Source organism: Bacteroides intestinalis DSM 17393, assembly GCF_000172175.1.
Classification (GTDB): Bacteria; Bacteroidota; Bacteroidia; order Bacteroidales; family Bacteroidaceae; genus Bacteroides; species Bacteroides intestinalis.
In genome coordinates this window covers 1,069,633-1,084,233 of sequence record NZ_ABJL02000008.1, presented here as the reverse complement: position 1 = coordinate 1,084,233, position 14,601 = coordinate 1,069,633, and the positions used below count along the sequence as shown (strand labels likewise).

At 40.3% G+C, this 14,601-nt stretch carries 12 protein-coding genes and 1 pseudogene; 10 read left to right on the top strand and 3 right to left on the bottom strand.

From position 1 onward, the window contains the following. Window positions 1-119: 119 nt before the first annotated feature. Window positions 120-779 (top strand): DUF2490 domain-containing protein, encoded by a 660-nt coding sequence (locus BACINT_RS13810; protein WP_007664125.1) that lies wholly within the window; start codon window positions 120-122, stop codon window positions 777-779. Between the two features lie 75 nt (window positions 780-854). Here BACINT_RS13810 and BACINT_RS23730 read toward each other — a convergent pair. Next, a pseudogene (locus BACINT_RS23730) lies at window positions 855-1,096 on the bottom strand (DUF418 domain-containing protein); the annotation flags it as partial. 235 nt (window positions 1,097-1,331) lie between these two features. Between BACINT_RS23730 and BACINT_RS13805 the strand changes: the two are divergent. From BACINT_RS13805 to BACINT_RS13795, 3 genes are all read left to right on the top strand, one after another. Then, entirely contained in the window at window positions 1,332-1,952 is a 621-nt protein-coding gene (locus tag BACINT_RS13805; protein WP_007664121.1) for an RNA polymerase sigma factor, read from the top strand. A gap of 11 nt (window positions 1,953-1,963) precedes the next feature. Further along, complete coding sequence (locus BACINT_RS13800) at window positions 1,964-2,980, top strand: FecR family protein (protein ID WP_370807833.1); 1,017 nt, start codon at window positions 1,964-1,966, stop codon at window positions 2,978-2,980. 198 nt (window positions 2,981-3,178) lie between these two features. After that, the gene (locus BACINT_RS13795) at window positions 3,179-4,840 is read left to right on the top strand and encodes an IS1182 family transposase (protein WP_007664117.1); all 1,662 of its coding nucleotides are present in this window, start codon (window positions 3,179-3,181) and stop codon (window positions 4,838-4,840) included. Between the two features lie 65 nt (window positions 4,841-4,905). On the opposite strand, the gene BACINT_RS13790 is transcribed toward BACINT_RS13795, so the two are convergent. Together BACINT_RS13790 and BACINT_RS13785 are read right to left on the bottom strand one after the other, a co-directional pair. Beyond that, complete coding sequence (locus tag BACINT_RS13790; protein WP_007664115.1) at window positions 4,906-5,211, bottom strand: helix-turn-helix domain-containing protein; 306 nt, start codon at window positions 5,209-5,211, stop codon at window positions 4,906-4,908. After that, on the bottom strand, window positions 5,189-5,443 hold the full coding sequence (locus tag BACINT_RS13785; protein WP_007664113.1) for a type II toxin-antitoxin system RelE/ParE family toxin: 255 nt from the start codon (window positions 5,441-5,443) through the stop codon (window positions 5,189-5,191). Before BACINT_RS13785 ends, BACINT_RS13790 begins: the two co-directional genes overlap by 23 nt. A 439-nt stretch (window positions 5,444-5,882) precedes the next feature. Between BACINT_RS13785 and BACINT_RS13780 the strand changes: the two genes are divergently transcribed. The 6 genes from BACINT_RS13780 to BACINT_RS13760 all read left to right on the top strand — a co-directional run bounded on the left by BACINT_RS13780 (window position 5,883) and on the right by BACINT_RS13760 (window position 14,522). Continuing rightward, a complete protein-coding gene (locus BACINT_RS13780) occupies window positions 5,883-8,864 on the top strand; it encodes a TonB-dependent receptor (protein WP_007664110.1) in 2,982 nt (993 codons plus the stop codon). Window positions 8,865-9,053: 189 nt separating this feature from the next. Further along, a complete protein-coding gene (locus BACINT_RS13775; protein WP_044155049.1) occupies window positions 9,054-10,403 on the top strand; it encodes a LamG-like jellyroll fold domain-containing protein in 1,350 nt (449 codons plus the stop codon). Window positions 10,404-10,414: 11 nt separating this feature from the next. Continuing rightward, complete coding sequence (locus BACINT_RS13770) at window positions 10,415-11,599, top strand: hypothetical protein (RefSeq protein WP_007664101.1); 1,185 nt, start codon at window positions 10,415-10,417, stop codon at window positions 11,597-11,599. 58 nt (window positions 11,600-11,657) lie between these two features. Beyond that, entirely contained in the window at window positions 11,658-14,147 is a 2,490-nt protein-coding gene (locus BACINT_RS13765) for a sialate O-acetylesterase (protein ID WP_007664099.1), read from the top strand. A gap of 5 nt (window positions 14,148-14,152) precedes the next feature. Continuing rightward, on the top strand, window positions 14,153-14,284 hold the full coding sequence (locus BACINT_RS24720; RefSeq protein WP_259297078.1) for a hypothetical protein: 132 nt from the start codon (window positions 14,153-14,155) through the stop codon (window positions 14,282-14,284). Next, window positions 14,232-14,522: a hypothetical protein gene (locus BACINT_RS13760; protein ID WP_007664095.1), complete on the top strand. Its 291-nt coding sequence runs from the start codon at window positions 14,232-14,234 to the stop codon at window positions 14,520-14,522. The genes BACINT_RS24720 and BACINT_RS13760 overlap by 53 nt, the downstream gene beginning before the upstream one ends. Window positions 14,523-14,601: the final 79 nt, after the last annotated feature.

Genomic DNA, 14,601 nt, shown 5'->3' with positions numbered 1-14,601 from the left:
GGAACTTTGTAAGTCGAAAATTTGATAATATTACATTCGTATTACAGATTTATTACAGAATCTTTCTTTAGCTTTGTATTTTCTAAGAAAATAAGTTGAAGTAAACCTTTGAGAATGATATGCTAAAGAAATATTCTGTATTGCGGGGATTTGTCGTTTTGTGTGTAGGACTGCTTGTCTTCAGTCTGCCTTCTTTGCAGGCACAGGACAGTGATTTCGTGACTTGGAACAAGATGAAAGCCCGGCACGATATATCCTCCAGAGTGGAACTTTACGGAGATGTCGAGATGCGTACCCGTGACGCATTGGATGAGATAGACCGTTGGGGCTTCGGCGTAGGTACTTCCGTTCTTCTTCTTCCGTTTTTAAAAGCTGAGGGCGGCTACGAATACCACTACCGCAACCGTGGTGAAGACGGCTGGAAATCCCGGCACCGTTATCATGCAGGTGTCTCTTTCACTCTCAAAAAACGACAATGGACGTTCACCCTACGCGAACGTTTTCAGCATACTTTCGACGGACGCGGAGCGGATGAATTCCGTCTCCGCACCCGCCTGAAAGCTGCTTATAAGGTAACTACATGGTCACCGTATATCTCTTTGGAGCAATATCACGGTCTGGGTAAAGATGAATGGTTTCATGCCTCCCGCTTCCGTGCCCGCGGTGGGGTGGAAGCTAAACTGTCGTCCTCCTGGTCGTCAGATGTTTTCTATTGCTATCAGCACGAGAGTGACTTGGACAGGCATATTCTGGGGTGGGAGTTGATTTACCGATTCTGATTGCCTTTGCTGACACTATTTCAGAGCATAGAGAGGAGCAAAAGAGATTGCGGAGATAATCAGTATCTTTATTCAGAAATGGAGATTCTTTTCTGTCGTAACGAAAAGTTGCTTTCTGCCCTAAAGTAACGTTCCCCCAGATGAAATCCCAAAAGTTGCCGGCTTGTGTGTACTCTGCCACTTCCGCATACATTTCGCCTACTTTCAGATCCGGTAACTGATGTGCAGGATTGATCAGATTGGCTATGTAATGATACCATTCAACAGGCTGTAACAATGAAGATAATGGAAGTGATGAGAATAGCTTTATCACTCCAATTCAACGATTCTTTGGCAGAGAGGGTTTCTATGAATCTCTCAAAATATCCACCATATGTTGTAATCCTGCGTTTCATATAGCAAAGATATGAATAGTTGCACAATTGTGCAACTATAACCTCTTCATTTCCATCTCCTCATCCATAAAAACCTCCCATCCATACCCCACCTTTATCAAAAATGAGTATATTTGCCCGCATCATTCTATCGTTTAACCTTAAAAACACAGTTTAAATGCAGCGTAGAGCCCCGCAAACATCTGATATTGACGATGAAACACTTTTTGCTAAAGTGGAGCGGGGAGATGTAGAGGCATTTACTGCGGTTTACAATAAATATCACAAACTGCTTTATGCATTGGCTTATCGCTATTTGATGAGTTCCGCGATGGCAGAAGACGCTGTGCAACACGTATTTACCCGTTTCTGGGAATTCCGTTCGGAGCTTCGGGTAGGCATCAGCCTGAGAAACTACCTGATAACAATGACTAAAAATCATATACTCAATGTGATACGCAATGAGAATACTGCCCTTACCAAGAATTATGAGATAGCCCAAGGCATCCCTACTTACGAAGATACCCTTGTTGACAGTCTGGAAAAGAAAGAACTGATGTCTATCTTTTATAAAGCTGTCGATATGTTGCCACCCCAAAAGCGGGAAATCTGTCTGATGAAAGTGTGTGAAGAACTCTCCAACCAGGAGATAGCCGACCGCCTGAAACTCTCTATCAATACAATCAAAACCCATTATTCCGATGCGCTGAAATTGTTGCGCGTCCATCTGGGAAAATTGCTAATTTTTGTTACGTACCTCACCTTGTTAAGGTATTTAAGTGTCTATTTAACAGTATGAGTACAGAGAATATGAATATACCTACAGAAAAACAGATACAGGAAGTGCTGACAGGTACATCTACTCCTGAAATTGCCCGGATCGTAGCGGCTTGGTTTGCTACCGATGAGGGTGCGGCCTATCTGGCTAAAAGTATGGATCGTGATGCCGTAGAGATCAAACAGGGATTCGAAGAACTCTATGTCGATCACGAAATCCCGTCCGAAGAGATGCTTGCCCATATCCGTCGCAATATCCGGCAGAAGCGCGTCCGCAGGATTGCTTTCCGTGTGGCTGCCGTACTCATTCCGTTTGTGCTGCTGATAGGACTGTTTGTTCAGGTGAATACCCGTGTCGATCTGCTGGGCGATTCTGGTTACGAAGAAATCTATGTACCCAAAGGTGAGCGTCTGCAAATGATGTTTCAGGATGGTACGCGTGCGTATATCAATTCGGATTCGCGTTTGAAGTATCCTAAAAAGTTTGCGCTGTCCAGTCGTGAAGTCTACTTGGAAGGTGAGGCTTATTTTGTAGTATCGAAAAATTCCCGTCGACCTTTCATTGTCAATCTTAACGGACCTGCCGTGCATGTTCTAGGAACTTCGTTCGATGTTCAGGCCTATCCGGAGAATAAGGATATCACGGTCTGTCTGGACGAAGGTCGTGTTAATCTGACACTTGCTTCAGATAAGAAATATCCGTTGAAGCCCGGTGAGAAACTTGTCTATAACAAGGAGAGTGAACATTGCACTATTATCCGGAACATGGATGCGCAGATTTCTTCTTTGTGGAAAAAGAACGTGATCGCTTTTAAAGATGCCCCGTTGTCCGAGGTTATCAAGGTGCTGAATCGCTGGTATGATGTAGGCTTCAAGATAGAAGACGCGGCAGTTGGAGATGTATACTTTACGATTACGTCAGAGAATACGCTTCTCGAAAAAGTTCTTCAGGATTTGGAGAAGATTGCGCCGCTACGGTTTGAATATAAGGAGGCTGAAAAGGAAGTGATAGTCACAAGAAAAAAAGAGGATTCCCGTCTAATGCATTGATTATGCGGATTTGAGTTGTAGGCAATATATAAAAAAGCCTCTAATTACGCTTATGCTAATTTGCGTTTTCAAACAAACGAAAGAGGTTGTGTCAAAACTCTGGCACAACCTTTTTTATGCACAAAGCCCAGACTTTCGCAAGCCCGGGCTTTGCTATTACCCAAAGTTTTTGTATCTTTAGGCATAAAGTATTTCGTTATGGCAAAGTTACATTTTCGTCCTTACATTCCCAACCAAACCGTTCTTTTTCCTCAAAGAATTGATGAAAACATTGCGTCGAACGACCCGGTTCGCATAGTCAACACAGTTGTTGATACTCTCCATCTTGAAGGTTTCAATAAACTTTATAAAGAAACCGGCCGCTGTCCTTATCATCCTAAAATGATGCTTAAGGTAATTATCTACGCCTACATGAATAATATCTATTCGTGCCGTAAAATAGAGAAGCTTCTCTTGCGTGACATTCATTATATCTGGCTTGCCGGTAATGAGCATCCGGATTTTATCACCATCAATCGTTTTCGTAACCGTGTAAAGGAGGAGATAAATAATGTATTCACCCAGTTAGTTCTTGTCCTTGCCGACAAAGGTTTCATCAGTCTTGAGGTGGAGTATATCGACGGCACTAAGATTGAATCCAAAGCCAACAAATATACTTTTGTCTGGCGCAAGAGTGTTGAAAAGCACCGCACGAAGTTGCTGGACAAGATTCGTATCCTTCTGGAACAGGTGGACGAAGCCATTGCACAAGAGAACTCCGTAAAAGACACACCCGCCCAATTCACTCCCGCCATGCTCTCTGACATAGTGGATGAACTTAAAGAAGTCCTAGAACACCAGCCTGCGACAAAGGATAAGGAACAAAAGAAAGCCCTGCGCGAAAAGAAGAAACAGCTCAAGGAACTTGAAGGGTATCGTGACAAGCTGACGGAATACGACAATCATCTTGACACTCTTGGAGAACGTAATTCCTATTCCAAGACTGATCCTGATGCCACATTCATGCGTATGAAAGAAGACGCCATGAAGAACGGGCAGACCAAGCCCGGATATAATTTGCAAATAGGTACTGAAAACCAATTTCTCATAGACTTCCGACAGTTTCCCAACCCTACCGATACACTGACGCTCATTCCTTTCTTCCACTCCTTCCAACATCGCTATAACCGCTTACCCGCTGTCGGGGTGGCAGACTCTGGTTACGGCTCAGAAGAAAATTACCGGTTCATGCAGGAGAACGGGATAGAAGCCTTTGTCAAGTATAACTTCTTCCATAAAGAACAGCGTCCCCGTTATACTCCCAATCCGTTCCATGCGGAAAGTCTCCATTACAATACAGAAGAGGATTATTACGTTTGCCCTATGGGGCAGCGCATGAACCGTATAGGGACCAGACGTGACAAAACAGCAAGCGGATACATCACCGAAAGTGCACGTTATAAAGCACAAAATTGCGAGGGTTGTCCTTTGCGTGGCAGTTGCTTTAAAGCCCAGGGAAATCGTATTATAGAAGTCAATCACCGGTTAAACCAATACAAACGGCAGGCACGGGAAAAATTGCTCTCAGAGGAAGGTATCAAGCATAGAGGCAGGAGGTGTATAGAACCGGAAGCTGTGTTTGGACAAATGAAATACAACATGGCATACCGCCGGTTCAGACATAAAGGAGAAGACAAGGTTACGATGGACTTTGCTTTCTTTGCTATAGCTTTTAATATCAAAAAAATGTGCGCTAAACTACTAAAAACAGGAAAGGGAGGGACTGCACGCATTATATGTATTCTTATCAGAACAATTATGACGCAATATACGAGGAATATAGCCGCGTATTACCAAATTAGTGAAAAAAGAGTCGCATAGAGAAAAAAAACATTTAAATATAAAAAAAGGAGATGTGCCTTAGTTTTGACACATCTCCTTTGTTTTTACGCAGGTCGTAACTCTACGGTTAGTCCCATAGCTGCTGCAATCCGATATAGAGTAGATACTGTTGGAACTGTAAGACCTCTCTCTATTCTTGAGATATAACCTTTGTCAGCCCCTATACGCTTGGCAAGTTCTGCCTGCGTAAGTCTTGCGTTTTTACGGGCATCCAATAGGATCTGGGCATTATACTCTTCCCATGCCTTTTCGCAGCTCTTTTCACGTTCGGGAGTCCCTTCCTTTCCCAATACTTCATCAAGCAATGCACTGACATCGTAAATGTCTTTACTGATTTCTTTTAGTTGCATAATATTCCTCCTTTAACTTTATCGCTTTCTTTATCTCGCTATCAGGCGTTTTCTGTGTCTTCTTTTTGAAGGCATTGAATAAGACAACGATAGTATTTCCATCATAAATGAAAAATACACGAAATTCTGTATTTCCATAATTAGAACGAAACTCATAAACCCCATCTCTAATGAATTTAATATAGTGATGTGGTATCTTATCCTCTGTCACAAGTAGGTCTAACGCACGCAAAATTTTTTCTTTCTCTCATATGTTCTCATGGTTGGGCGTACGTGGTTTTCTATTAAAATATTTTTATTCTATTCTCAAAGACAGCGATTTTTGCCGGTATCGGCAAGAAATAGCCGCCTTTTATCTTTTCTGCTTTCTATGAACGAAGTCTCTTTATCAAATAGAACAGTTTACATTATCCTCAGATTTCTTGCACGAATATAATAAAAGTCGTAGATTTGTACAAATCATCATAGATGATTGGACATTTATGTGCAGATACATAAAATACAAGATGACGAGCTACATTTTGGACCGCTAATGACGATTCTTTGCTTTTAAGGGTCTTTTTCCTCATTTATCGAAAAAAAATCTATTTTCTCTCACCCGCTCCAAAATCTTGTGTGTCTACTTAGTATAAAGCGAATTTTTATACTAATGTTAATCTAAAATTTAAGTTATGAAACACAAGATTTTACTTGTACTTCTTTTAGGCTTTATGACTTGTTTAACGGTCTCTGCTCAGAAAGTGACTTTGCAATTCCGGCAAGTTAAGTTAACAAAAGTCTTTGATGCCATTACGCAGCAAACCGGGCTCACTGTGGCATACAGTCGTCCTACGGTTGATCCGGACAGAATGGTTACCATTGAAGCAAAAGATGAAGATCTGTCCAATGTACTTAGTAAATTGTTCACTGGTACGAATGTGGCTTTTGAAATTGGTGAGAAGAAAATCTATCTGAAAGAGAAGAAGACTTCGGATTCTCTGCAGCAAACGAGGAAAACAAAGAAGATTTCAGGTACTGTTCTTGATGAAAAAGGCGAACCTGTAATTGGTGCCAGTATTTTAGTAGATGAAACGTCTAATGGTACGATAACTAATATAGATGGTGAATATTCTTTGACAGGTGTTCCTGAGAATTCTACTCTGACTATTTCGTATGTTGGTTATAAGACTATTAAACTGAAAGCATCCGATAAAAATCTCTCCAATATAATACTTCAGGAAGATAGTGAGTTGATTGATGAAGTCGTGGTAGTTGGTTATGGTGTGCAAAGAAAAAGGGATGTAACAGGTGCTATGACTTCCGTAGATGCAACAAAAATTGCTTCTGTACCTGTTACTTCTGCTTCTGAAGCTCTGCAAGGGCGTGCTTCCGGTGTGTTGGTTTCTCAAGATAATTGGGCACCAGGTACTTCTCCATCAGTTTTAATTCGCGGTAAGCGTTCAATCAATGCAAGTAATGAACCATTGTATGTGGTTGATGGCGTTCCTATTACAGGTGGTCTTCGTGAAATTAGTCCTTCAGATATTGCATCAATGGAGGTTTTGAAAGATGCTTCTGCTACAGCTATTTATGGTTCCAGAGGTGCTAATGGGGTTGTACTGATTACGACAAAACAAGGAAAGGACGGAAAAACGCAGGTTGACTATTCCGGATACTTTGGTGTTCAGACTATGCAGAATAAACTGGATTTAATGAACGGCGCCCAATATGCCGAATATGTGCGTGAAGCTTATCGTAATACAAATAGTTCGAATAAATATCCTATGGATCACCCCGACAAAGCGGCTGATATGGCAAATCCAATGTTTAAGCAAGATGCTTATGTACTTGAATCATTGATGATGGCTTATGATGAAAATGGAAATTACGATCCGTCAAGAATACGTTCTGATAATTGGTTTGATCATGTAACGCGCGATGGTATTATAACCGATCATCAGATAAGCGTCAACGGCGGAAATGCGAAGACGAACTTTTTGGCATCTGCCACTTATAATAAGAATGAAGGTATAATGAAAGATCAAAGTTACGAACGTTATTCCATACGTTTAAACTTAAATCATGAAATTAATAAATGGTTTAAGTTTGGTCTTCAAACACAATACTCGCACTCTGTAAAGGAACGTGGCAGTGGCATGGAAAGTGATGCCTATATGTACCGTATCAGCCCTTTGGGGGCGTTGCGTAATGAAGATGGCACTCCTACGCAACTGGTTGCTTCTGATGCTCAGATGTGGAATCCTTTAATGAACCTCGAAAAAGGAGCTGTATCCGCACCAGAAAAAGTTAGCCGATATTTGGGAAGTTATTATATTGAAGTGACTTTTCCGGTAGAAGGATTAAAATTTAAGAGTAACTTAGGTCTTGACGCTCGTACCAAACAGGATTATCAGTTTTACTCTTCCAATACCAGTACCCGGCAGTTAGGTACTTCCTATGCTTACAATGGTATGAGTAAATATACGATGATGACACTTGAGAATATGCTATTCTATAACCGTGATTTTGGTAAGGATCATACTGTAGGTGTAACCCTGTTGCAATCTATTCAAGAGGATAAAACAGAATCGAATAAGATAGGTGTACAAGATATAACTTCTGATAAGCTGCTGTATAATGATTTGGCTTCTTCTTCCATTATAGATAATATCGGCAGTAATCTGACAAAATGGACTATGGCATCTTTTATGGGACGTTTGAATTATAGTTATAAAGAAAGATATCTTTTTACAGGTTCCGTACGTTATGATGGCTCTTCCCGTTTGGCAGAAGGTCATAAGTGGGTTGCTTTTCCTTCTGTGGCTTTGGCATGGCGAGTTAGTGAAGAAGCGTTTATGAAGAGGCAGAATGTAATGTCGAACTTAAAATTGAGAGCTGGTTGGGGCAAAACAGGAAATTCGGCTATAGATCCTTATATGACAAGAGGAGGACTTAGTTTGTCTAAATATGTATGGGATAATGGCGCTTCCGAAGTATTAGGATATGCACCTAGTATTATGGCTAATAGTGAATTGACTTGGGAAACAACGAAACAGTGGAATGTCGGCATTGACTTCGGTTTTTTAAATAATAGATTGAGTGGAACTGTTGATTTGTATCTTCAACATACTTCTGATCTATTATTGGAACGTCAGATACCGGTCGTTTCAGGCTTCGGAAGTGTTCTTTCCAATGTAGGAGAAACAAAGAATAAGGGTATTGAAATATCTTTATCTACCTTAAATGTGAATACAAGAGCATTCCAATGGACTACAGATGTAATGTTCTACGCTAATAAAGAATCCATTGAATCTTTGTATAATGGAAAAGTTGATGATGTGGGTAATAAATGGTTCATCGGACATCCTATAAATGTGCATTATGATTATGAAAAAATAGGAATCTGGCAGAATACTTCGGAAGACTTGGCTGAAATGTCTGAGTTCAATAAAAATGGCGCAAGCTTTAAACCGGGAGATATAAAAATATGGGATAACGGTGATAAGAAGATAACAGAAGCTGATCGAAAAATATTGGGCTCTACCAGTCCGAAGTTTATTGCAAGTATGGTCAATAACATAACCTATAAAGGTTTTGATTTTTCTATTTTCTTGTATGCCAGTGCAGGGGCCATGCTCAATAATAATATTGAATACTTAAATAAGCCGAATTGATTCTCCCCGCTTCCATATAATGAATGGCTTTCTTACTCGTTCTCCACTGGCAAAGTTGGTTTTTGGTGATCCAAATCCTTCAACAACATTTACGATGCCAGAGGAAATAGGTATTTATGAGTTTAAGTATTCTGAATTACGTTCGACATTGAATAATGAATTTAGTAAGGATAATTAAAAGAGGTGCTTATGAGAAATATAATATTAATGATGACTTTGTGCTTTTCGTCTTGTTTATGTGCTCAGGAGATTCCATTACCGCAAAAATGTTTTCCTCTGAACGGAACTGATTCAGAAGATATTATGTCTGGTCAGACTGCGGATATTCATGGAGCTGTTCATGCACTTGCCGATAGGTTTGGGACAAATGGAAAAGCCATATCTTTTGATAAAGAAGATAGTTATTTGTCTTTTCCTCTTGTTACGTCTGGTGAACAGGGACAAAGGGAGCTGACTTTGACCTACTGGTTATATGTTAGTCAAGACTCCATTTCTCAGGCTTTTTGGACAAAAGATCAAGATGGAAATTTGTTGTTTGGAATGAAAAGAAAAGGTGTACGGGCTGTGTTGGATATTTATCACACGGATAATCAGAAGAATGTATTACCGGATCAGCAATGGATGTGGGATGATTCGAATTTTAATGAAGGAAAGGGATGGTATTTTGTGGCACTCACTTATTCTGACGATGGCACTCACTTTTATTTAGTTACGCCTAAAGGAAAAATGACGGAATGTTATTCTGCTTTTATACCGGACTGGAATTTGTTTACATCAATGTGTATTGGGGCGGTAGATCATATTCCCAGTACTGGAATAGATGATTTCAAAATTTATGATACTGCATTATCTGGTGAGCAAGTTTCAATATTATATCAATTCGAATCACAGTTCAGTATGGGAAGTGAATCATTGTTTAATGTAGAAACAGGCATTCCTCTTTATTCTTCTACCTGGTATTTTCATTGCGTAGGATTTCAAGGGGCATTACAGCATACTTTGCAAAATCAAAGTGATTTGTCTTTTCTTAGTGCAGATGCCGGATATGCTTTGTCAATGACATCTGATGTGGAATCTGATAATCAGAAGTGGTCTATTTATCCAATGAAAGATACGGCGAAAGGGAGATTGTACACTATTATCAATATTGCGACTGGGATGAGTTTGTCAGATACACGTGAAGGAGTGTTTCAGCAAGTGCCGGATAATGCTGATTCTCAAAGATGGTGTATTGGGCAATGGGAAGGTAAAAAGCAGATAAAAAGTGATATAGGAGAAAGCCACGATATTCCCCTTTTATTTGAAGAAATCTATTTTGATAAAGGTGCAGGAGTCATTCGAGTTCACATTCGTTTTCCTGAAGGGGAAAATGTTAGGATTCGTCTGACCGATTCTCAGGGAATGTTGTTGAAGGAATTACTTTTTAGTAATGTACAACTCTTGGAACGAGATATCCGATTACAAATTAATGGTGTATGTTTGGTTATTGTTGAATCGGATAATTATCGGATAAATAAAAAAGTTTTTGTTAATAGTTAAAGATAGGTGATATGAAAAAAGTTATTTTGATACTTACTGTTTTAATGTGTGGTTTTAATATTCATGCACAGTCTATATATAGAATGTATTCCAACGGATCAGGCGCTGGTGAGTATATTGATAATCTTAGAAATGCGCCATTGGCGCCTGACGATGTGTGGGGGATTCGTTTTAGTGCGGGAAGTATAACCAGAGGATTTATAAATAATTCGGGACAATGGGGACTTTTGAAACCAAGTAGTGCTTATCAAATATCTCCTGCAATGTTTAATAATATTCTAAAAACAATTAGCAATCTTACTATTGGTGTAGAGGGGTGGGTTTGCGCTGAGGGCTTTTCTGTCAGAGCCTTGGATCCTTCAAATAGTAATACTTTGGATTTGCTCACAACTGGTAGCAAATCTACTATTACATCAAATGGCGATAGTGAAGGTTTGCATGTAAGGTCTGCCATCGGACATAAGATTTATTTGTACGATAAGGTTTATTTTGATGATAAATATTGGACAAGTCTGGGGCCTGGTCGTAATAATGACCCAACTATAAATAATGCTAATAATAATAAGATGATGCGTATTGGGAGTAACGGAGGTTTGGGCTTTTGGGGAACTGCAGGTGTTGAAGCAAATGATAATCCACAACTTGCAGTAAAAGCTAATGAGGTGAGTACTACTGTTCCGATGTCTCTACTTTTTGATAATCATGTTAATTTGTTTTTAGGATATGCGGTGAATCATGATGATGGGTGGATAGGCACATACTCGAATCATGGGCTTCATCTTGGAACAAATAATGGTTCTGCATTATTTATTAGTGCTGATCGTAACCTGTATGTGGATTTGTCACACGATGATGTGTCAAAAATTCGTGCGGAATTAAAAAATAAGTATCGATTATTTGTAAAAAAGGGTATTCTCTCCGAAGATTACGCTATTGCTCCTAACTCCTCTTGGTCGGATTTTGTTTTCAGCAAAGACTATAGTCTGCCAACTATCTATGAGGTGGCTGATTTTATACAAGATAATAATCATTTATCCGATGTTCCTTCTGCAGAGCAAGTTGCTGAGGAAGGTTACTCTCAACATGATATGAATAAGATACTTCTGCAAAAAATCGAAGAACTAACTCTTTATACTATTCGGCAGCAGAAAGAAATAGATTCGTTAAAAGCACAATTGCAGGAATCAAAAAAGTAGTGAGTAGATGATTTATATCTGTAGAAAAATAGAATGTTGTTTTTAAGCTAAAATAAGTATGAAGAAAATATATATATTTTTATTTCTATTGATTACTACCTTGGTCGCTTCCCAAGCAAGTGCCCATAAGCGTTTGTTTATTCTGCTCGGACAATCTAATATGTCGGGCAGGGCACCAATAGAAGATGCGGACATGGCAGTTTGCCCAATGGTAAAACTGCTGAATGCGGATGGGCATTTTGAAGTGCTCCGAAACCCATTGAATCGTTTTTCGAATATCCGCAAGGATATCGCTATGCAGAAGTTGGGCCCCGGATATACTTTTGCTGAAACATTGTCCGAGCAATTACAGGATACTATATTTTTTGTGGTCAATGCACGTGGAGGAACCGCTTTAGAGCGTTTTATGAAAAACGATACTGCCGGATATTATGAGAAAACATTGTTCCGTATCAAACAAGCTTTGCGCGAGCGCCCTGACCTGAAACCGGCAACTATCATTTGGCATCAAGGGGAGTCTAACCGGGATGATTATCAGAGCTATCTGAATCATCTGAATACATTGGTTGCTGATTTGCGTAGTGATTTGGGGATTCCGGATTTGCCATTTATTGCAGGAGAAATAGGACGCTGGAATCCGGACTATTCGCATATCGTAGAAAAAATTGCTTTGATTCCCGATAGCATACCTTATGCTGGACTTGTTTCTTCCGAAGGGTTGACTAATATTGATGAATTCCACTTTGATACACGGTCGCAAAGAGAATTAGGAAAACGGTATGCGAAGAAATATTTGGAACTGTCAGGGGAAAAGGTTTCAAGATTGGTACAGATACGTTCTAAATTATTTGAATCGAATAGTAAGGAAGTACTTGTTGCCGCTCACCGTGGCGATTGGCGCAATGCCTGCGAAAATTCATTGGAAGCCATAGAGAATGCCATTCGGATGGGAGTGGATATTGTGGAGGTGGATCTTGCCCGTACCAAAGACGGGCATCTGATTTTACTGCACGACAATACCCTCGATCGTACTACTACTGGAAAAGGAAAACCTGAAGATCATACTTTAGCCGAAATTAAAGCGTTGCGTTTGCGGAATGGGTGTCATATTAAGACCATTTACAAGGTTCCCACCTTGGAAGAAGCGTTATTGGCAGCCAAAGGAAAAGTGATGTTGAATTTGGATAAGGCTTTTGATTACTTCGACCAGGTGTATGAATTATTAGAGAAGACGGGAACTACCAACCTGGTAATCATGAAAAGTAATGCTCCGGCGGAAGATGTGAAGCGTGATTACGGGAAATATCTGGATAAGGTGGTTTTCATGCCGAAAGTTAATTTGGATGAAGAAGATGCCATTCAGAAGTTAAATGATTATCTTCGGGTATTGAAACCGGTGGCTATTGAATTTAAGTTCGCCCATGATACCAATCCGTTACCTTACGAAGTGAAGAAGATAATGACCGGGAAATCCCATATTTGGTATAATACCTTGTGGGATACACATGCGGGCGGACATGATGATGATTGTTCACTGGCCAATCGGGATAAAGGTTACGGATATCTGATAGATAATCTGGGTGCAACGATCTTGCAGACAGACCGTCCGGCATACCTGATTGATTATTTGAAACATAAATCGAAAGTAATGGATTGTAAACGCGATTGGACATACCTACAGTCAGAAAATGAATATCAGGCTCCTTCTGTTCCTCACTTTATGGTTGAGGAGTGTTTTCTGAAAGGCAAGAAGAGTCCGCAGACCAATGAGGATGGCATTATTGTTACTCCCTACTTTGCGGCGGTGATTGATGGGGCTACGGCTAAATCTACCTTCACTTATGAGGGTAAGAAAACCGGTCGCCTGGCTATGGAACTTGCTTTGGAGGCTATACACGATTTTCCGAAGGATATTGATGCTGCTGGTGCCATTAGCCGCATAACAGAGAAAATACATGATTTTTATGTGGAGCATAATTTGCTTGATGAACTGAAGGCAAAGCCGAGGAAACGTTTTACGGCTAATGGCGTGATTTATAGCTATGCCCGGAATGAAGTTTGGCAGGTGGGTGATTGTCAGTGTATCATTGGTAATCTATATTCCTCTAATGAGAAAGAGATTGATGCTATCATGGCAAATGCACGTGCGGTAGTCAATGAAGTTGCTTTGCTGGATGGGGCTACGCTGAAAGATTTGGAATCTCACGATCTGGGACGGGAGTTTATCTATCCTTTTCTGCAAAAACAGGCTGTTTTGCAGAACTGTCCGGTAAAAGGGCAACGATTTGCATTTCCTGTATTCGATGGTTTTCCCGTGCAGATGAAGCAGGTGAATATTTTCCCTGTGGGCGATGCGGAGGAGGTGGTATTGTCTTCCGACGGTTATCCTCATCTGTATTCTACTTTGCATGAGTCGGAATGTTATCTTGCAGATATTTTGGAAAAAGATCCTCTGTGTATGCGGTTGTATAAGAGTACAAAAGGGATAAAGAAAGGAAACTGCTCTTTTGATGACCGTGCTTACCTGAGGATAAAAATTAAAAAATAATATTTATGGAATTAGAAGAATTGCGCGATGAACTGAAAATTATCAGTGAACGTGAGTACACACTCGTTGAAGAGCTGCTGGTTAGTGTCGAGAAAAAAAAGTCTGCTCCGGCAGCTTCGGCAGGTAGAAAAGCATGATACACCTGCAAGGTTAGAGTATTACGGCCATCCGAAGGAGATTGCCAAAGTCATTGTAAAGTTGATAGAGCAAGGGAAGTTGCGCTACAATGGAGTAGAAAATTATACACAGATTATCCGTTCGCTGACTTCGGTGATAGATGTGGTGAGTGTGGATACGGGAAAAATTGTGAGCAGAGAGACGTTGTTGACGTATGCAAAGTGGATACGGGCAGGAGAGTTACCGGAGGATGAGTGATGGAAGGCGGAGTAATCCGCCTTTTCCCCTCAATGTTTTGTGAGTCAGATTTTTAGTCATAATTGATGTGTTCTCTATC